Below are 22,088 nucleotides of genomic sequence, written 5' to 3' on the forward strand. Positions count from 1 at the left end.
AGGCTCGATTCATTTGGGTGCAACGTCCCCCGCGCAACGCACGGGGGAAGGTTCCGGCAATTACTTCGCCGCGGCTTCGATCGCGGCGTTGAACGTCTTGCTCGGGCGCATGACTTCACCGAGCTTCGCGAAGTCGGGCTTGTAGTAGCCGCCGATATCGGCCGGCTTGCCCTGCACTTCCGACAGTTCCGCGATGATCGTCTTCTCGTTTTCGCTCAGCGCCTTCGCGAGCGGCGCGAAGTGAGCGGCGAGTTCCGCATCTTCCTTCTGCGCGGCCAGTTCCTCTGCCCAGTACATCGCGAGGTAGAACTGGCTGCCGCGGTTGTCCAGCTCGCCGGTCTTCGGCGACGGCCCCTTGGCGTTGTCGAGCAGCTTGCCCGTGGCGGCGTCGAGCGTCTTCGCGAGCAGCTTGGCCTTCGCGTTGTTCGTCTTGATGCCGAGGTCTTCGAGCGAGACGGCCAGCGCGAGGAATTCGCCGAGCGAGTCCCAGCGCAGGTGGTTTTCCTGAACCAGCTGCTGCACGTGCTTCGGCGCCGAACCGCCCGCGCCCGTTTCGTACATGCCGCCGCCGGCCATCAGCGGAACGATCGAGAGCATCTTCGCGCTCGTGCCCAGCTCCATGATCGGGAACAGGTCGGTCAGGTAATCGCGCAGGATGTTGCCCGTGACCGAGATCGTGTCGAGGCCGCGGATCACGCGCTCGAGCGTGTAACGCATCGCGCGCACCTGCGACATGATCTGGATGTCGAGGCCGGTCAGGTCGTAATCCTTGAGGTAGGTTTCGACCTTCTTGATCAGCTCGTTTTCGTGCGGACGGTACGGGTCGAGCCAGAACACGGCCGGCGTGCCCGAGTTGCGCGCGCGCGTGACGGCGAGCTTGACCCAGTCGCGGATCGGCTCGTCCTTCACGAGGCACATGCGCCAGATGTCGCCTTGCTCGACTTGCTGTGTGAGCCCTTCGAGCACTTCGCCCGTGGCGTTGTCGACGATGCGCGCCGTGCCGTCCTGCGTGATCTCGTAGGTCTTGTCGTGCGAGCCGTACTCTTCGGCCTTCTGCGCCATCAGGCCGACGTTCGGCACCGTGCCCATCGTGCGCGGATCGAATGCGCCGTTGGTCTTGCAGAAGTTGATGATTTCCTGGTAGATGCGCGCGAACGTGCTTTCCGGAATCAGGCACTTCGTGTCGGCCGGACGGCCGTCGGCGCCCCACATCTTGCCGCCTGCGCGGATCATGGCCGGCATCGAAGCGTCGACGATCACGTCGTTCGGCGCGTGCAGGTTCGAGATGCCCTTGGCCGAGTCGACCATGGCGAGCGCCGGACGGTGCTCGTGGCACGCGTGCATGTCGCGGATGACTTCTTCGCGCTGCGATTCCGGCAGCTTCTCGATCTTCGTGTAGAGATCGACGAGGCCGTTATTGACGTTCACGCCGAGTTCCTCGAACAGCTTCGCGTGCTTGGCGAACGCGTCCTTGTAGAACACGCGCACGGCGTGGCCGAACACGATGGGGTGCGAGACCTTCATCATGGTCGCCTTCACGTGCAGCGAGAGCATGATGCCGGTCTTGCGCGCGTCTTCCATCTGCTCTTCGTAGAAGGCCAGCAGCGCCTTCTTGCTCATGAACATGCTGTCGACGATCTCGCCGGCCTGCAGGGAAACCTTCGGCTTGAGGACGATGGTTTCGCCGCTCTTCGTCACGAGTTCCATGCGCACTTCGCGCGCACGGTCGAGCGTGATCGACTTTTCACCGTGATAGAAGTCGCCGTGCTTCATATGCGCGACGTGGGTGCGCGAAGCCATGCTCCACTCGCCCATGCTGTGCGGGTGCTTCTTCGCGTAGTTCTTGACCGCGAGCGGCGCGCGGCGGTCCGAGTTGCCTTCGCGCAGCACCGGGTTCACTGCGGAACCGAGGCACTTCGAATAGCGCTTCTGGATGGCCTTTTCTTCGTCGGTCTTCGGATCTTCGGGGAAATCGGGGACTTTATAGCCCTTGCCCTGCAGTTCCTTGATCGCGGCGACGAGCTGCGGCACCGATGCGCTGATGTTCGGCAGCTTGATGATGTTCGTTTCCGGCAACTGCGTGAGACGGCCGAGTTCGGCCAGATTGTCCGGCACGCGTTGTTCTTCGGTCAGGAATTCGGGGAATTCGCCGAGGATGCGGCCCGCCACGGAAATATCGCTGGTCTCGACGTTCACGCCGGCCGGCGCAGCGAAGGTGCGGATGATCGGCAGAAACGCGCTGGTGGCAAGCAGCGGCGCTTCATCGGTCAGGGTATAGATGATGGTGGGTTGCTGGGTACTCATCGGCTTCTTGGCGGGTTCTGAAACGGGGTGATGACACCACCGGCTGCGCGCAGTCGGCGAAACACCTTGGATTTTGCCTGATTTTGAGTCGTCCCGGGGCCCAACCATGCAGGTATTTCATATCGTGGAAAGCTGTTGCGCGATGTTAATTGACGAGCCAATCCGCTCGTTTGCCTTGATCGGGCGGCCGCGCGCTGAAAACGTTTTCGCCTCGGAGGCCCGGTTTACAAGGCTTTGCGGGATGTGTTGCGCAATTTTGCCGCAGCGAGGATGCTTTGCAATTTGATGCATCGACTGTTTGTCAAGTTAGTAAACACCCTTATGAAAAGCGGGATGATTCCGGGAGTCTTATATAAGAATTTCGTCCCGACAGCGGTCATGCGCGAGCGGCTTTCCCGGGTCAATTAGTGGGGTATTGGCAGGGTGGGCGGGGTGCCCGTGCGGAAGCCGGGCCGCCGATATCCGATTACGATCGCCTTTCGGTTCGCGCGGCGCGTGAGCAGGTCCGGCGTGCTCGCCTGAGGGCGGCACGCCGGCGGCAGGCAATCAGCCGCGTTACTTGCGGTTCAGGAACTCGAGCAGGTCGGCGTTGACCTGGTCGGCCATCGTCGTGCACATGCCGTGCGGGCCGCCCGGATAGATCTTGAGCGTCGCGTCCTTGACGATCTTCGCGGAGAGCTTGCCCGCGTCGTCGATCGGCACGATCTGGTCGTCGTCGCCGTGCAGGATGAGCGTGGGCACGTCGATCTTCTTGAGGTCTTCCGTGTAGTCCACCTCGGAGAACTCGTGCACGCAGTCATGAAGCGCGAGGATGCCGCCCCACATGCCCTGCAACCAGAACGCATCGATGGTGCCTTGCGAAACCTTCGCGCCGCTGCGGTTGAAGCCGTAGAACGGCACGGCGAGATCCTTGAAGAACTGCGAGCGGTCTTCGATCACGCCCTTGCGGATGCCGTCGAACACGTCCTTGGGCAAGCCGCCCGGGTTCTTCTCGCTCTTGATCATGATGGGCGGGACCGCGCCGATCAGCACCGCGCCCGAGACGCGTTTCGTGCCGTGCCGGCCGATATAGCGCGCGACTTCGCCGCCGCCCGTGGAGTGACCGACGAGCGTGGCGTCCGTTACGTCGAGCTTGTCGAGCAGTCCGGCGAGGTCATCGGCCCAGGTGTCCATGTCGTTGCCTCGCGCCGGCTGTTCCGAGCGGCCGTGGCCGCGGCGGTCGTGCGCGATCGTGCGAAAGCCCTTCTGCGCGAGAAAGAGCATTTGGGCATCCCAGGCATCGGCGCTAAGCGGCCAGCCATGCGAGAAAACGACGGGTCGGCCGCTGCCCCAATCCTTGTAGTAGATCGACGTGCCATCGCGGGTGGTGAAGGTGCTCATCAAAATCTCCAGTTCCGGACTGCAGAATCACGAAGCGGACAGACGCCGACGCGCCGGCGCATGCGCGCGGCCGTTTGCACGGCGTCCAGGGAGGGAAATGCGGGTGGAACGTGCCGGGGCCTGCGCGTCGCGAAAAGAGGCAGGTAAGACACGCGGGTCAGTATAGAGACAATGCTTGCGCTGTGATGCGGGGGTGTGCACGCAGCGTGCGCCGTGCAGTGCCCGCCGATTGCGCCAACGATGGCGTGCAGCGCCGCATCGTCGGTGCCGCACCCATTGGGCCTACGGCTGAATCGCGCGCACAGGTACGTGTATCCGTGTGCATCGCAAGCCTTGCGCGAGCGCGGCGTACGATTCGAATGCGCTGCGCGAGGAGGCCGGTCACTACGTGCCAGGCCTTTCATCGGCCAGCTGGCCCAGCAAATGATTCAGGCGATGGACTTGGGACTGCAGGATGCCCGGCGTCAAGGCAATCTGCTGCACACGGTCGATCCAGTAGCGCCGACCGAATACCGCCATGTCGTCATCGACGGTGATCGCGACTTCGAGGTGCGCGATCGCGCCGTCGATACTCTTGATCGTATAGGGGCTTTCTCCCTGCGCCGATGTCTTCGCGTGCGGGCGCCTGGATCCGCGCTCCGCATTGTGATGCGGGGACTTCACACGTGCGCCAGCGTTCTTTTCAATATCGACGCTCATGGTCTCGCCTTTTTAGCGTGTGCGCCGCGGAGGCTCTTCACCCTTTCGGTGTCACGCATGTGTGCCGGTTCGTTTTCGAGGCAAATCGATCGCCAGCAGTCGGCACATAGTGACTGCTGGCTCTCGAATACCTCGGCCCTCTCGAAATCTGGAAAAGTCATCGCTTATTCTTCTGATTAATTTGGATTACTGATCATGCGAAGCCGGTGCGATGCGCGGATTTACGACGCTCGCGTGGCCGCCGAGCCGCCACGGCAGCGCGGGCCGCATCTGAGGTTCTCGCAGTGCGCAATCGTCTAGCAACGACCGTGCCAAGCCGCCGCGGACGGTATGACGCGGGCACGGCGACGCTTGCTGCGCGCCATAAGGACGATTTCGTCCGGGGTAAGGACAGGGTTTGGACGAAAACGTCCAATCGGCGATGTGGACGCCGCCGATGCGTCGATTCCGGCCATTTCAGCGACAGGCCGCAACGAAAGGTCGAGAGCCGGCGAAAGGGGAAGAGATCCGCCGGCAGTGCCTGCGGCGGATCTTGCCGGCGGGGATGCCGGTTACGAGGCGAGAGGCGAGGACTGCAGGCTGACCTTGCTGTAGGTCAGGCGGCTCGCGCGGACCTGCATACGCACGAGCGACACCAGGAAGCTGAAACCGGCCTGATTGGGATCGATCACCGGTACGTACACACCCAGTTCGTCTCCGAGCAGTGCCGAGACCCGACTGGCGACATCCACGAAGCCCGTGCAGCCGAGCAGGATCGACTGCGCGCCGTCTTCCTTGATCGCTTTCAGGGCGGCCTCGAACGTGCGCATGACTACCACGTCGACATTGTCGAGTTGCGCCACGGGACAGTCGATGGCGCGGATCGACGTGAACGTGTCCGCGATGCCGTAGGTTTGAGGATGGGCGCGCTGCATCGCGACCGTGCTTTGCAGGATCGTGACGATCGAGAAGCGCTGGCTCAGCATCAGCGCAGCGAACGCCGAAGCCGGGAAGCCGCCGATGATGGGAATGTCGATCACCTCCCGCGCCGCCTCGACGCCGCACATGTCGAAGTCGGTCAGCCAGATGCCGTCGAAGCCGTCCTTCTCGATGGCCTGCGCGAGTTCGACCACGGGCATGCCGTTCTGCAACCAGTTGGTACGGTTCTCGATGTCGGGATGTCCCGAAGCGATGTTGCGGATTTCGACGTGCACGTCCGCCGGCACCACCGGCGCGACGGCTTTCATGATGCGTTCGTTGTACTGCGATGTGGCGACCGGTACGAGCACACAGATACGAATCGGCGAATTCACGCAGCACCCCCATGACGAATGGATTGGAGCACTTCGAGCGGCACATAGGGGCCGAGATAGCCGAGCGAATTCAACAGTGCCATGAAACTGTCGAGTATCAGGCCGGGTTGGCGCAGTGCCGGCTCGGCGCGCCATGCGATCAGCGTGACGGGGCGCTTGCCGATCGCGGGATTCAACGACCCGTTGTCCAGAACGAGATCGCCGTTGCTGAAGATCGACTGGCCTTCGCCGTCGACGAAGTACGCCACGCTGTCCGGTGCCAGCACGATCGGTTGCGCTTGCGCGCTGTCCCACGCGATCAACGATTCGTTCTCGTAGATCACCGTGTAGGTGTGCGCCGCGCTGCGAATGCAGACCTGGCCGCCATCGAAGCCGCCGCCCGTTTTCCCCGCCGCCGAAACCAGCTCGCCAGGCTCGGAGATCGCTCGCGCGGCGATGCCGCAGTGCTCGGCGAGATAGCCGATCATCTGCGAAGCGCTGCGGATGCGCCCGGCGCGCACGGCGCGGCCGAGTTCCAGTGCGCGTTTGAGTGTCCCGCGCACGGGGGTGGCGCGATCGATGTCGGCCGGTGTCATGACCCACATCGCGAGGCCGCCGAACTGGCCGAACTCGGGATCGGCCACGATCGGGCGCATCATCTGCTCGACGACTGCGGAGACGTCGCGCTGATGCGACGGACCGCCGTGGTTCCCCTCGCGCGGCGTGACGTCGAGTTCGACGCACAGGCCGCCCTGGCTTACGAGCAGGGCCGGGCGCGGGTCGATTTCCGCCGCGGCGAACGTGAGCATCGGCAGTGACGGCACGGCCCTGCCCGCACCGTCGGCGTCGATCACCGCGAGACCAAGCTTTGCCGCCACGAGCGCCGCAACCGTGAAGCCGAGGGCGCCGCTTTCGGGCGGCATCACATAGGCGAGTTTCGTGGCCTGCGATGCGAGCCGGGTCTGCACGTTCTGCACGGCGGCTACCGGGCCCACCGGAAAGGACGTCTTGTTGATCGCTTCCGGCGCGCCGAGATACGCGACCATGACTGCCGCGCCTTCGGTGGCTTCCTCCACCGACACGACCTTGACCTTGTCAGTGGGGTAATAGTCGCCCGCGACGAAATGTTTGGCGAGGTGACGCGCGGATTCGATCGTCCCACCGCCTCCGCTGCCGAAGAACGCGGCCCCGAGCAGCAGGGGTTCCAGATCTTCCCGACTTAATTCATAGGCCATCTGCGATTCCTTTGTTGTGAGGGTCGAGGGAAACATCGCGCCGGAGTTCGGCGAGCAATACGACTGCGTCGGCAATGCGGGTGGTGGAATCGGGCGCGAGTCCGCGCAGCGCGCGTTCTAGCGTGTCGATCGCTTCGGCGTGGCGGCCGGTAGAGCGGAACAGCTCGGCGAGATAACGCGCAGCATCGACGCGCGCGGGTACCGAACCGAAAGCGAGCGAGGTGGAGAGCGCGGTGCGCAGCCCCTGCTCCGCGGCCGTCAGGTCGCCGAGGGCCCGCTGCGCGCGCGCCCGTGTGACGAGCAGCTCGCCGAGATAGACACGTTCCTGGCGGGCGAGGGTTTCGTCGACGGCGGCGGCGAGGATCGCCTCGCATTGCCGCGCGCGGCCAGCGCGTAGCAGCAGTTCGCCATGCTGCCAGGTCTTGAAGGAGTAGAACAGCGCGCCGCCGTTGCGGAGCATGTGATTGTCGTAGCCGTCGAGCATGACGGCTTCGGCTTCGTCCGCCTGGCCCAGTGCGCTCAGGTGAGCGCCGCGCAAGATCTGGCCGACGCCCCGGTAGAACGCGAAGCCGTTGGTGATCGACACCGATTCGAGTTCGCTCGCGAGCGGCCCGAGCCGCTCCCGGTCTTCGAACAGACAGGCGAGCCACGCGGCGCCCTGGAGGTTGACGGCATGCGCCAATGCGTGCGCGCCCGGCTCCGACGCGCGCAGGATCAGCATTTCCATCGCGCGTCGGGCCTGCGCGAATGCGCCGATCTGATAGGCGCAGAGTCCTTCGAAGGTCAAGGCGAGGCTCGCGAGATCGATGCCCTGCGTGCCGGTGCGCACGTCATTGCGGGCCACGTCGAGCAGATTGCCGCGCGCGAGGCAGGCGAGCGCTTCCTCGCTGTCTCCCAGCCAGAAAAGCGTGTTGGTCATCGCGAAGTGAGCTTCGTCGAGCGAGACCCTCTCGCCGCTGCTCTGGGCGCGCTGGAGCATTTCCTGAGCGGTCGCGCGGGCCTGTTTGAGCTGGAGCGTCGTCAACTGGGTCGTCCAGATGCCGAAGTGGATCGCCGCGATTTCGGCCGGCTGGCAGACGCCTTCCCCGATGGCGAGCGCGGCCGCGTAGCAGGCGGTGGCCTCCGCGTACAGCCAGCCGTGCACGCTGCGCAGGCTCATGCCGAGCAGCCGGTAGGCGTCGAACAGCAGGCGGCGCACCGTATCCTGCTCACGGCTCGTCTGGAGCACGTCGATGCAGCGGCGCAACGGCGGAATCGCCTCGGCGAAGCGCGAGCCTTCGATCAGCGCACTCGCGTTTTCAAGGCATTTATGCGCTTCGCGATGGTGTTCCTCGCGAGATTTCAGGCGGCGTTCGATCGTCTTGCGGCCCACGCCGAGCAATGCGGCGGCCGCGCTCTTGTTGCCGGCGCTGCGCTCGAGCGCGCGGTCGATCAGGAGGTCTTCGGCGGCGGCGAGTTTGTCGCGTCCTTCGAGTTGCAGCAGCATGTCCGCGAGATTCGCGCGCGACACGGAACCGGCCGTCTCGTTGACGAGAAACGGCTCGAGCGTGTCCACGTCGATCAGGGTGCCTTCCGAGAGCACGCTCAACTGGCTGATCAGGTTGCGCAACTGCCGGATATGCCCCGGCCACGTATGCCGGCTGAGGCGCCGGATGGCGCCGGGCGAGAACTCGATGCGGCGCGCGTGCTGCGAGGCGAAATGCGCGACCAGCGCGGGGATGTCCTCGACGCGCTGGTCGAGCCCGGGTACGGCCAGCACCAAGACGGCGAGCCGGTAGAAGAGGTCCTCGCGGAACAGCCCCTGGTGCGCGCGCTCGCGCAGGTCCCGGTGAGTCGCGGCGACCACGCGCCCTTCGAAGCGCAGACTCGACGAGGAACCCACCGGACGGAACGTGCGCGTTTCGAGTACGCGCAGGAGCTTGGGTTGAAGCGCGAGCGGCAGTTCGCCGATTTCGTCGAGCAACAACGTGCCCTTGCCGACCTGCTGGAAAAGTCCCGGACGGCTTTCGCCAGCCCCGGTGAACGCGCCCTTCACGTGGCCGAACAGCTCGGCTTCGACGAGATGCTCCGGAATGGCGCCGCAATTGACGTCGACGAATGCCTGATCGTGGCGCGGACTGCGCGTGTGCACGCGGCGCGCAACCAGTTCCTTGCCCGATCCTGTCGGCCCGATGACCAGCATGGCATGATCGGTGGGAGCGACACGATCGATCATGCGGACCAGTTGGCGAAACGCCGGCGCTTCACCAATAAACGCGTCGTAGTCCGTCTTGTCTCGGGTGAATGGAACGACGGGGGAAGAACTCATTGCCAGGTGGGCTCCAGATAGACCGCGCGTGATGTTCAGTGAGAATCGACCAGAAACTCCGGTTGGACAGGGAAAGTCGATCCAAAGCCTTGCGCATTCTCCCAATTGCCGGCTTTGGCGATGCCCGCAAGCGCATTCCAGCCATGCTGCCAATATGACGTTTCAAAATATCGAACAGTGCGACAGACGGTCCAGATGTATTCAAATGACCGCAAGCGAAGCATTCTGACTGGGGCTGCTGAAACCTGGCGAAACCCCAGGTCGAATTGCATGAGCGTTGTCATTTTTCTGGGGCCGCGGCACGGTGCCCGCTCGCTCATTTGCGGCAGCAAACGACGCGTGACGGGCGTGCAAAACTACATAAAACGGGTATTCACATTCTTTCGCTGAAGCTTTGGTCTCGTTGAATGTGGGCGTTTTGATTTTCAGTCGTCTATTTTACGGCGAAATACTCAGACAAAAGGGAAAGGAAAGCGTAAGCAATACCTGAAATCATCCACCATGCAATTTGCATTTTCGCGAATTCCCTTGCGCCGCTCGCGCAATTCTCTCATGAGCCGATCCGGAAGCGAAATGCTGGCGCGTATGCGAACGCAAGCCGGCGAGAGGATCGCCGACCTTCACGAAAACGTCGATGGCGCCTTCGATCCCGTCGTTGAGATCGTTGAGGATGCAACGCAGTCTTTGCACCCAGTGCGAGGACCGGTGCCATGAATGCGGTTTTGAAGTTCTTGCGCTAGCGAGAAGCGATTTACGCGCGCCGACGAGTGGGGCGTTCCGATCCCTGCATTGGCGGAAAGCGCGCAGTGCGGCTGCGTTGCGCCCGAATTGGCCGATGCGCTGCGGGAGCGCAATCGGCGTGAGAGGCGGCGTTGGGGTGGATGGATGAGTTGCTGCGTAGAGTGAGGAGGGCGTGCCTCAGGTCGCTTGCCAACGCGCGTCGGCGACTACGAGTTTCTTTGGTATCAGTTTGAGATCGGAGAACGTATCGGCAATCTGCTGCTGGTAGGCGAGCGTAGCGGCATCGATGGGCTGCACGCCGTAGCCGGTGCGTTTGAGGGCGACTTCGAGCGTCGATGCGTCGAGGCCGACGAGCGGCGACAACTGGGCCGCGACAGCCGGAATGTTGTCGCGCGCCCACCCGTCCACGGCGCTGACTTCCTCGACGACCGCATGAACGATGGGGGCGTGCACGTTTGCGAAGCTGCGATTCGCAATATAAAACTGCGTGTTGCGCACGAGATTTTCGCCATTCGCGATCGAGCGCGCGTTCGCCTGGCGTTCGATCGCCGCGAGGTACGGATCCCAGATCACCCAGGCGTCCACGCTCCCGCTCGTGAACGCGGCGCGCGCGTCGGCGGGAGCGAGATAAACGGGCTGAATGTCTTCGTACCTGAGGTTCGCCTTCTGCAACGCCTTGACGAGCAGATAGTGCACGTTCGAGCCTTTGTTGAGCGCCACGCGCTTGCCGCGCAGGTCGGCGGGTGTGCGGATCGGCGAATCCTGATGAACGACGATGGCCTCGCCCTGCGGTGCGGGCGGCTCGCTGGCGATGTAGACGAAATCCACGCCGCCCGCCTGCGCGAAAATGGGTGGCGTCTCGCCGACGGTGCCGACGTCCACCGCGCCGGCAGCGAGCCCTTCAAGCAATTGCGGCCCGCCAGGAAACTCGAGCCATAGCACGGTGAAGCCAAGCGGCGCGAGCCGCTTCTCCAGCGTGCGTCGTGCCTTCAGGACAACGAAGTTACCGTATTTCTGGAAGCCGATGCGCAGGACCTTGCCATCTTCCGCGCGTGCGGCGCCGCTTCGAAGCGTCATCGCGGCAGCGCCTGCGAGCCCGGTCGCGCCGCGCAGCGCGGCGGTCGTCGCGGCACCTGCGGCGAGTTTCAACAATTTGCGGCGTGTGCCGTTCGCCGAGTGGCTGTCGTGATTCCCGTGATCGTCGTTCGACATCGTGCTGTTGCCCGTTGAAAAGTTCAGGTTGAAGTGCCGCCATGCGCGGCGATGTGCCTTCCACCTTAATCTGTTTCAGCAACGGCACAACCAAGATATTGTCAAATGCTTATCTGCGGCGCGCGAGGCTCACCGACCCGCTCGGGATAAGCAGCGGCGCTCAGGCCCGGATCGGGAACCCCTCGACATAAGCGACCGGGTCTTCGCCGTCCCACACGCGAGCGTCGACGAACGGCGCTGTGACGACCTCGTGCGGCACGGCAACCCCCATTCCCGCAGCCGCCTCGCGATACAGCGCGGTCTGATTCAACCCGCGCGCAATCTCGCGATAATCGGCGCGCCGCGCAAGCATGCCCCATCGTTCGAACTGCGTAAGAAACCACACGCCTTCCGATTCGCATGGGGCGTTCACGCGGCCTTCCTCGAAGAATTTCATTCCCGGCGCGGGAGCCGCGGCATCCGCTTCGAGCCGCGCTGCGATCAGCGCGGCATCCACCCCCAGCATCTCGGGCCGGGCGAGCCACTGCGCGATCTCGCGGCGATTGCCTTCGCCGTCGAGCCAGCGGCACGCCTCCAGCATCGTGCGCACGAGCGCGCGCGCCGTGCTCGGATAGCGTGCCACGAAGTCCCGCCGGCACGCGAGCACCTTCTCCGGATGGTCCGGCCAGATCCCGCCGCTCGCGATGACGGTGCGCCCCACACCGCGCTGTTCGGCGAGTCCCGGCCACGGCTCGCCCACGCACAGGCCGTCGAGGCGGTCTTCCGCGAGCGCGGCCACCATCTGCGGCGGCGGAATCACCACGCTCTCGATATCGTGCAACGGATGCACGCCTTGCGAAGCGAGCCAGTAATACAGCCACATCGCGTGCGTGCCGGTCGGAAAGGTCTGCGCGAAGACGGGCTTGCGATCCAGCGTCGCGAGCGCGCGCGGCAGCGTGCCGTGTTCGGCGAGCGCGTTCGCGAGACGGTTGGAGAGCGAGATCGCCTGGCCGTTGCGGTTGAGCACCATGAGCACGGCCATATCGGTTTGCGGGCCGCCAAGGCCGAGCTGCACGCCATACACGAGCCCGTAGAGCGAATGCGCGGCGTCGAGCTCGCCGGACAGCAGCTTGTCGCGCAGCGCCGCCCATGAGGGCTGGCGCGAGAGTTCGAGCGTGAGCCCGTGCGCGTGGCCGAATTCGAGCAGCTTCGCGGCGACGAGCGGCGCGGCGTCGGCCAGCGGCACGAAGCCGATCTTCAAATGGGTCTTCTCGGGCGCGGCGAGAGGGAGGGTGGTGGCGTTCATGGGCGGCGCATCGTTCCTGCTCAATCGTTTCGTTCCGGCGCTTGCGTGCCCGCGACGATCTGGCGGGCGACCTCGGCGAGTTTCGCGCTCTGGTTCATCGCGCGCTTGCGCAGCGCCGCATAGGCGGCGGGCTCGGTCAGCTTCTGCTGCTCCATCAAAATGCGCTTTGCGCGGTCGATCAGCTTGCGCTCGGCCAGTTCGTTCTCGGCCTGGGTGAGGCGCTCGCGCAGTTGCGCCTCCTGCGCGAAGCGCGCGAGCGCGACTTCGAGGATAGGAGCCAGGCGCTCGCTCGCGAGCCCTTCCACGAGGTACGCGGTCACGCCGGCATTCACGGCCGAGCGAATGAGCTGCTGATTGGCGTCGTGGCTGAACATCAGCACCGGGCGCGGCGCGGTCGCGTTCATCACCGCGAGCTGTTCGAGCGTGTCGCGCGAGGGCGACTCGGTATCGATGATGATGACGTCGGGCCGCTCGCGCTCGACGACGCGATGCAGCGCTTGCGGTGTCGCGGGCTCGGCGAGCATGTCGTAGCCGAGCGTGGCGAGCGCGTCGCGCAGGTCGCCGATAGGCTTGTCGGTGTCGGTTACGAGCAGTACGCGCAGCATGGGGATGTCGTGATCGTCGGCATGGAGTCTTCGACGGTTGATCGGTGCATGGCGCGCCATCGCTGGGCGCGCATGAGGTGTAAGCAAGGAATGCGCCATCGCACGGATCGGTTGAAAAGCCTTGCGGGAAGGGCGTTTAAGCCCGACGCGCGAAAACGCGTCGGGCAAGGCTGAGTGCACCGCAGCAGTGCTCGGGCTGCCGCGGCGCACCCACTTGGCGCAGCGCTCGCGGGCGATGGACGAGAATGCGCGGATCGAAAGCGCCGCGGAGCGCTTCAGGCCGCTCCCGCCGTGGGTTTGCCTGGCACACGGTGGTTTCACTATTGTGACGAGCACATTTCAACTATGCTTTCTTTCGCACGCCTGTCGGCTCCAGGATCCCAGCGCCAGCATTCCCACGACAACTAACCGGCCCATGGAAATGGAAAGACCTGTCTCCTCACATGGACAGCCCGCAAGTGCAAACGCAAACCGGTCATGGCTGCGTTGGCTGCCGGGCGTCACATTGCTCAAGACCTACCAGAGCGCCTGGCTCTTCAACGATCTGGCCGCGGGGCTCGTACTCACCACGATGCTCGTGCCGGTCGGCATCGCCTATGCGGCGGCGTCCGGGGTGCCTGGCGTCTACGGCCTCTATGCCACCATCGTTCCGCTGCTCGCCTATGCCGTGTTCGGGCCCAGCCGCATTCTCGTGCTCGGCCCCGACTCCGCGCTGGCGGCGCCCATACTCGCCGTGGTGGTGCAGGTCGCGGGAGGCGACCCGGCGCGCGCCATCGGCGTGGCGAGCATGATGGCGCTGGTATCCGGCGTCGTCTGCGTCGTCATGGGACTGCTGCGCCTCGGCTTCATCACGGAACTGCTCTCCAAGCCCATTCGATACGGCTACATGAATGGCATCGCGCTGACGGTGCTCGTCAGCCAGTTGCCGAAGCTCTTCGCGATCTCCATCGGCGAAGCGGGGCCGATACGGGACTTGTTGAACCTGGGCCAAGCCGTTCTGCACGGCGAAGCCAACTGGTACAGCTTTGCCGTGGGTGCGGGGAGCCTCGTGCTGATCCTCGTGCTCAAGCGCTTCGACAAAGTGCCCGGCATTTTGATCGCGGTGATCGTGGCGACGCTTTCGGTGAGCCTTTTTCATCTCGACCGCCTCGGCGTGAAGGTGCTGGGCACGATTCCCCAGGGCTTGCCGGGTCTTTCGCTGCCTTGGGTGGCCGACGCGGACCTGGTCAAGATCGTTCTCGGCGGCGCGGCGGTCGCGCTGATCGCCTTCGCCGACACGAGCGTGCTTTCGCGCACCTATGCGGCGCGCTTTCATGCGCGCGTCGATCCCAATCAGGAGATGGTGGGTCTGGGCGTCGCCAACTTCGCGGCGGGCCTGTTTCAGGGCTTTCCGATCAGCAGCAGCGCGTCGCGCACGCCCGTCGCCGAAGCCGCCGGAGCCCGCACGCAACTGACCGGCGTGGTGGGCGCGCTCGCGGTGGCCGCGCTGCTCATGGTCGCGCCCAATCTGCTGCGCTATCTGCCCAACAGTGCGCTCGCCGCCGTGGTCATTGCCGCCGCGCTCGGGCTGTTCGAGATCGCGGATCTCAAGCGCATCTACCGCATTCAGCAGTGGGAGTTCTGGCTGTCGATCGGATGCTTCGCGGCCGTTGCGGTGTTCGGCGCGATTCCCGGCATCGGCATGGCCGTGCTGATCGCGGTGATCGAATTTCTCTGGGATGGCTGGCGGCCCCATTTCGCCGTGCTCGGCCGCGTGGAGGGCCTGCGCGGCTATCACGACATCGAGCGCTACCCGGAAGCCGTGCGCGTGCCGGGGCTCGTGCTGTTTCGCTGGGACGCGCCGTTGTTCTTCGCGAACGCCGAGCTGTTTCAGGAGCGCCTGATGGAGGCGGTGGAAGCGTCGCCCACGCCGGTGCGGCGCGTCGTCGTGGCGGCGGAGCCGGTCACGAGCGTGGACGTCACCTCGGCCGACATGCTGCGCGAGCTGACCCAGGCGTTGAGCGAGCGCGGCATCGCGCTGCACTTCGCGGAGATGAAGGACCCGGTGCGCGACAAGCTCAAGCGCTTCGATCTGCTCGAGCTCATCGGTGCCGATCGTTTCGATCCCACCGTAAGCAGTGCTGTCGATCGCTATGTCGAGGAAACCGGCCTCGCGAAGGACGAAGGCGGGAGGCAAGACGGGCGCTAGCACGAAGCCGGCGAGGGGCCGGCCCCGCGTCAGGCGCCGGGCCTGAGCACTACGCGAAAGCGCGCCTTGCCGCTCATCATGCGCTCATAGGCCTCGGCTGCGCGCGAGAGCGGATATTCCTCGATCATCGGCTTCACGCCTGAGAGCGCGCTGAACGCGAGCGTTTCCTGCGAGTCGGCCGCGGTGCCCGAAGGCCAGCCCTGCACGGAGTGGCGGCCCATGATGAACTGCGTGATCGGCACTTCCACGGGCTCCTCCGACACGCCAACCATGATCAGCTTGCCGTTGAGGCCAAGGCCGCCCAGCGCCGCGCTCATGGCCTTGCCGCTCGTGGCCGTGGCGAGGATCACGCGTGCCCCGCCCAGCGCGAGCAATGCTTCGGCGACGTTCTGCGCGGCGCTGTCGATGTAATGATGCGCGCCGAGCTGCTTCGCGAGCGGCGCCTTGTCCTGCCCGCGTGCGATGGCCACCGTGACGAAGCCCATCTTCCGCGCGTACTGCACGCCGAGATGGCCGAGGCCGCCAATGCCGAGGATCGCGACGACGTCGCCCGCGCGCGCGCCGCTGTGGCGCAGTGCGTTGAACGTGGTGATGCCGGCGCACAGGAGCGGCGCGGCGTCGACATCGGAGAGGTCGCCGGGCATGCGCGCGAGCGCTTCTTGCGGCGCGACCATGTAGTCGGCGTAGCCGCCGTCGTAGCTGATGCCGGGTATCTGCCCGTTCTTGCAAAGCACGAAATCGCCGTGCCGGCAGTGCTCGCAATGCCCGCAGTGGCCGCCGTGCCAGCCCACGCCGATGCGCTGCCCGACCTGCCACTCTTCCACGCGCGCGCCGAGCTTTTCGATGACGCCCGCAATCTCGTGGCCCGGCACGCGCGGAAACTGCAGGCCCGACCACTGGCCTTCCTTCGTGAGCGAATCGCTATGGCAGATCCCGCAGGCCTGCACCTTGACGAGGACGTGTCCCTCGGGCGGCTCCGGAATATCGCGCTCGACCAGTTCGAGCGGCGCGCCCGGTTCTGCTACCTGCACTGCATGCATCTTTGCCATCGTCTGCTCCCAGGAGTGAGGTTCCCGCCGGTGTTGCCGTGGCGACGTGCTGCTACCGCGACATTGTAGGACGCCGATGCGCATCGTTCGTGTTGCGCGGCGCAGGCCCGGGGGCGTTGCGGGAGACGTTTGCTAGCGTTTGGACGTTGTCGATGCCGATCCGCTCAGCCTGGCTGCGCGAGGCCGCATGCGTCGACTTCCGGCGCCGTCACGACCCGGTTGCGTCCCGTCGCCTTTGCCATGTAAAGCGCCGCGTCGGCCCGCGCCAGGACGCCCGCGAGCGTGTCACCGGGCGTGAGGCCCTCGATCCCGGCGCTAAACGTGCAGCGCACACCTTCGCTGGGCGATCGTTCGATCGCAAGCCGCAGTTCGTTCGTCAACCGCGCAGCTTCGGCCTTTGACGCGTCGACGAACACGATCGCGAACTCCTCGCCGCCGAGACGCCCGAAAATGTCGCGCGGCCGCAGCCGCGCGGACACGACCGATGTGACGTGCGCAAGGATTCGATCGCCGACCGCGTGGCCAAAGCCGTCGTTGACGGCTTTGAACCTGTCGATGTCCAGAATGGCGATCGACAGCGGCTTGCCCTTTGCCAGCGCTTCGCGTAGCGAGACGTTCGCCGTCGCCATGAACGCACGCCGCATGAGAACGCCCGTCAGCTCGTCGACATTCGCGAGGCGTTCCATCCTCCGGGCGAGCCGATCGTGCGCGAGCATCACGATGCCGGTCGACATGCACGGCAACGTGACGATCGCCAGCCCGAGAAACAGAACGTTCCAGGGCGACGGTTGCAGCAATGTCGTGTGCGGCAGGCCGAACGCCACCGCGACGGCTCGCGTGACGTGAAATAGCGCGCCCAGATACGCGGCCGCGGCCACGAACCGGTAGGGATAGCGCGCACCGTCACGCGGCGCGTGACGCAGAGCCAGCGTACCCACCGCGATGCGCGCGTAGGCGAGGCAGATGGATACCAGCGTGACCCTCGCATCGACGTTCGGCGACACGCACGTGAAGTACACCAGCGCCACGAAGATGGCGACGAACGCGGCCGACTCCTCGTGGCGGGCGGCATCCTTGCCGAAAAACTGACGCGTGCCCTGCACGAGCAACAGCACCGCCGTGAGCGTGATGAGCGAGACGCCGACCATCACGAACTGTCCCGGCGCCGCGCCGACGATCAACACCCACGACGACGCAGCGGCCAACAGCGCGTGGGCCGCGCACCAGCGGCCTATGCCCGGCACCGCGGTCCGAATCAGCGAACCCAGGATGGCGACGCTCATCAGGCAAGACACGATCACGATACCTATCAGAGCGAGGGGGCTGAGCATGAGATCGGGGTAGAAAAGAAAGACAAAGCAGGATAAACGAGACGGCATTCGACGCATGAAAGCAAAACGAAATCGAATGAAGTCGCCGATATCGCTGCGGCGGCGAGCGATTATCGTATCGCATGTGCGTGTCGGGAAAATACGCGGAGATCAACGCCGGTATTGGCATCGCTGGAAAGATGCGCCGCCGGGCACAAATGTTCCGGCCACGCTGCTTCGTCTCGCGGATCATGCGTGCCTCGAAAAGGCGGCAGCAGGTTCGATACAAAAGTAGCGCTGATCGTGCGGGAGAATCTCGCGGTCCGGCACAAACGCGATGTGACCGCGTTCCTCGCAACGGGCGTTGCGGCGGGGGGCTACGCGCTCTGGTAGTCGGGCGGAGAGTCGCAACTAACAGCCAAGTCCGCAGGCGCGCCGCGAGCGCAGCGGCCTGCGGCGCGCGCGCCACGATGAACGAGCGGGCAGAGCGCCCGGCATCGCCTCGTGGGCTTCGTTACCCCGCCTTGCGGACCGGCGGGAAGCGGCGCCTGCTGTTGCCCATCGGAATGCGGCGGAAGCGTTCCCTTTTGTGCTCTTCCTCGAAATGCGAGAGCGACAGCTTGACGAGGTCGCTGCGCGAGACGATGCCCACGAGCCGCCGCGATTCGCTCCCGGCCACCACGGGCAGGCGCTCGAGCCCGTGAATCGCGAGACGCGTGGCGATCTGGCGGCAGGTCTCCTCGGGCAGCGCCATATCGGGGGAACGTTGCGCGAGCAACGACTCGAGCGGTGTATCGAGTTCCCTCGTCGCGGCGCTTGCACGCACGGCGTCGAGCATCGCGCGATCCACCATGCCGAGCACCGCGCCGTCGCGCACCACCGGAAAGGCGCGGTGTTGCTGGTTCGCGCCGAAGTAACGCTCCAGCGCCTCGCGCACGGTGACGTTCGCGTCGATGGTGTCGACGTTGCGTGTCATCACTTCATCGACGTAATGGCGTTCGAGCGGATCGACGCCGTACTCGCGATAGATGTGATAGCCGCGCCGCGCGATCTTCTCGGTCATGATCGAGCGCTTCATGACGACCGCCGCGAAGCCGTGCGCGACGAGCGTGGCCGCAAGGAGCGGCAGCAGCGAGTTGGTGTCGTGCGTGAGGCCGAATGCGAACACGATGGCCGTGAGCGGCGCGCCGAGCGTGGCGCCGAGCGTCGCCGCCATACACACGAGTGGCCAGAGCGTCGGGTCGCTGCCGGGCAACACGTGGGAGAGCACCACGCCGAGCCCCGCGCCGAGCATGAGCAGCGGCGCGAGCACGCCTCCCGAGGTGCCCGAGCCGAGCGCGACGACCCATATCACGGCTTTCACCACGAGAATCGCAATGGCGGCCTGCAAGACGATGTGCTGATGGAGCAGGTCGCCGATCACGTCGTAGCCCACGCCGAGCGCACGCGGTTCGATGAATCCGCCGATGCCCACCACGAGCCCGCCGATGGCGGGCCACCACGACCAGTGCAGCGGCAGACGGCCGAACAGATCCTCGATCTTGTAAAGCGCGGAGGAGAGCCCCGTGGCGAGCGCGCCCGCAAGCAGCCCGGCAACGAGGCAGGAAAATAGCGCGGTGCCATGCGGCGGCAAGGTCTGCATCGGGAAGAGCGGCGCGGTGCCGAAGAACGCCGAGCGCGCAAAACCCGCCACGGCGCAAGCGAGCGCCACGGGCAGGAAGCTGCGCGGGCGCCATTCGAACAGCAGCAGTTCGACGGCGAGCAGCACGGCCGCGACCGGCGTGCCGAACACGGCTGTCATGCCCGCCGCCGCGCCGGCCACGAGCAGCGTCTTGCGCTCCGCCGACGTCACGCGCACGCACTGGGCAAGCAGCGATCCGATTGCGCCGCCCGTCATGATGATCGGACCTTCCGCGCCGAACGGGCCGCCGCTGCCGATCACGATGCCCGACGAGAGCGGCTTGAGGATGGCCACCTTCGGTGACATCCTGCTCTTGCCGAAGAGGATGGCCTCGATGGCTTCGGGAATGCCGTGGCCGCGAATCTTCTCGGAGCCGAAGCGCGCCATCATGCCGACGATCAGCCCGCCGATCACGGGTACGACGATGACCCAGGGCCCCAGCGTGTTGAGCGCGGGCGAGCGATCGGCGAACGAGAACTGGCCAAAGAAGAACAGGTTCGTGAACCAGTGGATCAGGCTCAGCAGCACGAACGCCGCGAGCGTGGCCAGTGCGCCGATCACGGCGGCCAGCGCGCTGATGCCGGGCAGGCGTGCGTTCGCCGAGAAGTCGCGCTTGTGGGAATCGTCGGAATGCATGGTCTTTTATAGATCGATACGCGGAACGGTGAATGCGCCCTCGAGCGACTTCAATTCGGCGCGATGCAGTGCGGCGAGGCGCGCGAGCAGTTTCTCGCCGGCGGGGAGCAGATGCACTTCCACCTGGCGGCGGTCGCGTTCGCTCACGCGGCGCTCGACGAGCTCGATCGCCTCGCAGCGCGTGACGAGTGCGACCACGCCGTGATGCTGCGCCTGCAGGCGTTCGGCCAGCTCGCCAATGGTCGCCCACGAGCGGCCTGGATAGCCCTTGACGTGCAGCAGCAGCAGGTATTGCAGCGGCGTGATGCCTTCGGCCTGCGCGGCCTGCTCCGAGAAGCGCTCGAAGCGCCGCATCTGATAGCGAAACTCGGAGAGCTGTTCGAAGTCGGACTTCTCGAGGTCGCGCGCACTTTTTTTCATCGGGAGTCCATAAACGTTTGAACCTCCTAATATATCACGACATGATATTTGTCCCCGAAAAAACGCGTCATAGCAGGCTCGCGGCCGGGTGCGCGCGTGCGCATCCGGCCGTGAAGCCGTCAGGCGGGCGCTTGCTGCGGCGTCTTCGCCTGTTGATAGAGTCCCGAGATCAAGTCGGCCTGCGTGATGATGCCGGCGAGCCGGCGCTCGCTGTCGACCACCGGCACGTGATGGTGCCCGCGACCCGCGAAAATGCGCACCAGTTCCACGATTGGCGTCGTGCTCGCGACGGTCAACACGTGGGTGGTCATCAGCGTGGCGACGTGCTCACCTGCCTCGGCGTGCGGCCGGAACGCACGTGAGATCGCGTAGAGCATCAGCCGCAGCGGATGGCGCTCGCGCCCGTCGTCGACCAGGTCGGCGCGGGTCACGATCCCTTTCACGTGACGTTGTGCGTCCACGACGGGCAGCGCTTTGACATCGTGGCGCTTGAGCAGCGAGCGCGCTTCGCCGACGGTCGTCGAGGGCGTGATGCTCACCACGTTGGCCGACATCACGTCTGCACAGGTCAATTCGCCGAAGCTGCGGGCGTACGCGCGAATCTCGGCGTCGTGCAGGATGGTTTCCAGGTCGTCGGTGTCGATGTCGAGCATTTCGTCGCGCTCGCGCAGCACCGCTTCGAGGTCGCCGCGCGTAAAACCGGCTTGCGCGGGCGCGGGCCCGGGCGCCCTTGGACGGCGGGCGGCGTGGGGATAGCGATGCCCCGTGGCGGCGTGATAGACGAGCGCGCCGCCAAGCAGCAGGAACGACTGCAGCGCCACGGGCACGAACACGAATTCATAGCCGAGCGCATGGACGGCGGGGCCGCCCAGCACGGCCGTGAGCGCGACCGCGCCCGAAGGCGGATGCACGCAGCGCAGCGTGAACATCGTGACGATCGCCACGGCAATGGCCACGGCGGCGGCCGGCACGGGGTCGTGTATCCACATTGCCGCGGTCACGCCCACCGTGGCGGAAACGAGGTTGCCGCCGATGATCGACCAGGGTTGCGCGAGCGGGCTGGCGGGCACGCCAAACAGCAGCACGGCGGATGCGCCCATGGGGGCGATCAGGTAGCGCACGGCGGGATCGCCCCCCGTCAAGCGGTGGGCAAGCGCGCCGGTGAGGGCGATGCCGACCAGCGCGCCGCCGCCCGAGCGCAGGCGCTCGCGCCACGTGACGGTGGCCCTGGAGGGGGAGAAGCGGGTGAGCCAGCGGAGGACTTTGAAGCGTGACACGATCGGGAGCGCAGATGAGAACGGAAGCGGGAACGTCCCTTGGCGGGCGTCTCACGGACGGCTCGGCGCCGCCCGAAGAGCCGCGATTATATCGCAACGTGATATATATCGCGGCTCTTCATCGCGGCGAAGTACGTTGAGCACGCCGTCTGGGGCGCGATATTCGGGGACGCTGCGCTGGCCGTCGACGGGGCGACGGCGCACGGGTACGGGATGGCAGCGTCGCCGCAGCGGTCGGCGACGCTTGTCAACGCTGGCCAGTCGATATTGGCCAGCGTCAACCCGCGCTAACCAGCATGAGGGGGCTGCCCCGCGAAACGCGGCGAAGGGGCCGCGTTGGGATGGCTATCGGGGTGGTGGTGATGGCCGGCATTCGCATTGGCGTTTGCGTTCGCGTCTGCCTTGCGGCCCGGCGCGGGCGGCGGGCGGTGCTGCGCGGTGTGTGCCGGCGGGCGCCCGCCCGGCGGCGGGCGGGAGCCATGCGGCT

General features: G+C 65.5%; 16 protein-coding genes and 1 pseudogene. 1 reads left to right on the forward strand and 16 read right to left on the reverse strand.

Annotated features, from left to right (window positions below; all coding sequences use genetic code 11):
* Positions 1-60 precede the first annotated feature (60 nt).
* The 10 genes from BMI01S_RS28000 to BMI01S_RS28045 form a co-directional block, all read right to left on the reverse strand.
* Positions 61-2,304, reverse strand: a complete 2,244-nt coding sequence (locus BMI01S_RS28000; RefSeq protein ID WP_028230155.1) for an NADP-dependent isocitrate dehydrogenase — start codon at positions 2,302-2,304, stop codon at positions 61-63.
* A 555-nt stretch (positions 2,305-2,859) separates the two neighbouring features.
* Positions 2,860-3,684, reverse strand: coding sequence for an alpha/beta fold hydrolase (locus tag BMI01S_RS28005; protein ID WP_028230156.1), 825 nt, complete (start codon positions 3,682-3,684; stop codon positions 2,860-2,862).
* A 384-nt stretch (positions 3,685-4,068) separates the two neighbouring features.
* Positions 4,069-4,383: a hypothetical protein gene (locus tag BMI01S_RS28010; RefSeq protein ID WP_028230157.1), complete on the reverse strand. Its 315-nt coding sequence runs from the start codon at positions 4,381-4,383 to the stop codon at positions 4,069-4,071.
* A 551-nt stretch (positions 4,384-4,934) separates the two neighbouring features.
* Positions 4,935-5,675, reverse strand: coding sequence for an aspartate/glutamate racemase family protein (locus tag BMI01S_RS28015; protein WP_028211203.1), 741 nt, complete (start codon positions 5,673-5,675; stop codon positions 4,935-4,937).
* On the reverse strand, positions 5,672-6,889 hold the full coding sequence (locus tag BMI01S_RS28020; RefSeq protein ID WP_028230158.1) for an S-methyl thiohydantoin desulfurase domain-containing protein: 1,218 nt from the start codon (positions 6,887-6,889) through the stop codon (positions 5,672-5,674). Before BMI01S_RS28020 ends, BMI01S_RS28015 begins: the two co-directional genes overlap by 4 nt.
* Entirely contained in the window at positions 6,879-9,197 is a 2,319-nt protein-coding gene (locus BMI01S_RS28025) for a sigma-54-dependent Fis family transcriptional regulator (RefSeq protein ID WP_028211204.1), read from the reverse strand. The genes BMI01S_RS28020 and BMI01S_RS28025 overlap by 11 nt, the downstream gene beginning before the upstream one ends.
* 35 nt (positions 9,198-9,232) lie before the next feature.
* On the reverse strand, positions 9,233-9,469 hold the full coding sequence (locus BMI01S_RS41110; protein WP_154671146.1) for a hypothetical protein: 237 nt from the start codon (positions 9,467-9,469) through the stop codon (positions 9,233-9,235).
* Positions 9,470-10,115: 646 nt separating this feature from the next.
* Positions 10,116-11,150, reverse strand: coding sequence for a sulfonate ABC transporter substrate-binding protein (locus BMI01S_RS28035; RefSeq protein ID WP_028230160.1), 1,035 nt, complete (start codon positions 11,148-11,150; stop codon positions 10,116-10,118).
* Between the two features lie 160 nt (positions 11,151-11,310).
* On the reverse strand, positions 11,311-12,435 hold the full coding sequence (locus tag BMI01S_RS28040; protein WP_028230161.1) for a CmpA/NrtA family ABC transporter substrate-binding protein: 1,125 nt from the start codon (positions 12,433-12,435) through the stop codon (positions 11,311-11,313).
* A gap of 20 nt (positions 12,436-12,455) precedes the next feature.
* Positions 12,456-13,040 (reverse strand): ANTAR domain-containing response regulator, encoded by a 585-nt coding sequence (locus tag BMI01S_RS28045; RefSeq protein ID WP_028230162.1) that lies wholly within the window; start codon positions 13,038-13,040, stop codon positions 12,456-12,458.
* 421 nt (positions 13,041-13,461) lie between these two features.
* Here BMI01S_RS28045 and BMI01S_RS28050 point away from each other — a divergent pair, with 421 nt between their 5' ends.
* Entirely contained in the window at positions 13,462-15,228 is a 1,767-nt protein-coding gene (locus tag BMI01S_RS28050; protein ID WP_042291265.1) for a SulP family inorganic anion transporter, read from the forward strand.
* A 29-nt stretch (positions 15,229-15,257) separates the two neighbouring features.
* Here the strand turns inward: BMI01S_RS28050 and BMI01S_RS28055 are convergent, their stop codons facing one another.
* From BMI01S_RS28055 to BMI01S_RS42610, 6 genes and pseudogenes are all read right to left on the reverse strand, one after another.
* On the reverse strand, positions 15,258-16,277 hold the full coding sequence (locus BMI01S_RS28055) for an alcohol dehydrogenase (protein WP_028230163.1): 1,020 nt from the start codon (positions 16,275-16,277) through the stop codon (positions 15,258-15,260).
* A 164-nt stretch (positions 16,278-16,441) separates the two neighbouring features.
* Positions 16,442-17,608, reverse strand: a complete 1,167-nt coding sequence (locus BMI01S_RS28060) for a GGDEF domain-containing protein (protein ID WP_028230164.1) — start codon at positions 17,606-17,608, stop codon at positions 16,442-16,444.
* Positions 17,609-18,101: 493 nt separating this feature from the next.
* Positions 18,102-19,904: a chloride channel protein gene (locus BMI01S_RS28065; RefSeq protein ID WP_028230165.1), complete on the reverse strand. Its 1,803-nt coding sequence runs from the start codon at positions 19,902-19,904 to the stop codon at positions 18,102-18,104.
* A 6-nt stretch (positions 19,905-19,910) separates the two neighbouring features.
* Entirely contained in the window at positions 19,911-20,324 is a 414-nt protein-coding gene (locus tag BMI01S_RS28070) for a MarR family winged helix-turn-helix transcriptional regulator (RefSeq protein ID WP_028230166.1), read from the reverse strand.
* Positions 20,325-20,443: 119 nt separating this feature from the next.
* Positions 20,444-21,601 carry an HPP family protein gene (locus BMI01S_RS28075; protein WP_028211212.1) on the reverse strand — a complete coding sequence of 386 codons (1,158 nt, stop codon included), beginning with the start codon at positions 21,599-21,601 and terminating at the stop codon, positions 20,444-20,446.
* 287 nt (positions 21,602-21,888) lie between these two features.
* Positions 21,889-22,088 (reverse strand): annotated as a pseudogene (locus tag BMI01S_RS42610) (hypothetical protein); the annotation flags it as partial.

Origin of the sequence: Paraburkholderia mimosarum LMG 23256 = NBRC 106338, assembly GCF_000739815.1 — a bacterium.
Lineage (GTDB): Bacteria > Pseudomonadota > Gammaproteobacteria > Burkholderiales > Burkholderiaceae > Paraburkholderia > Paraburkholderia mimosarum.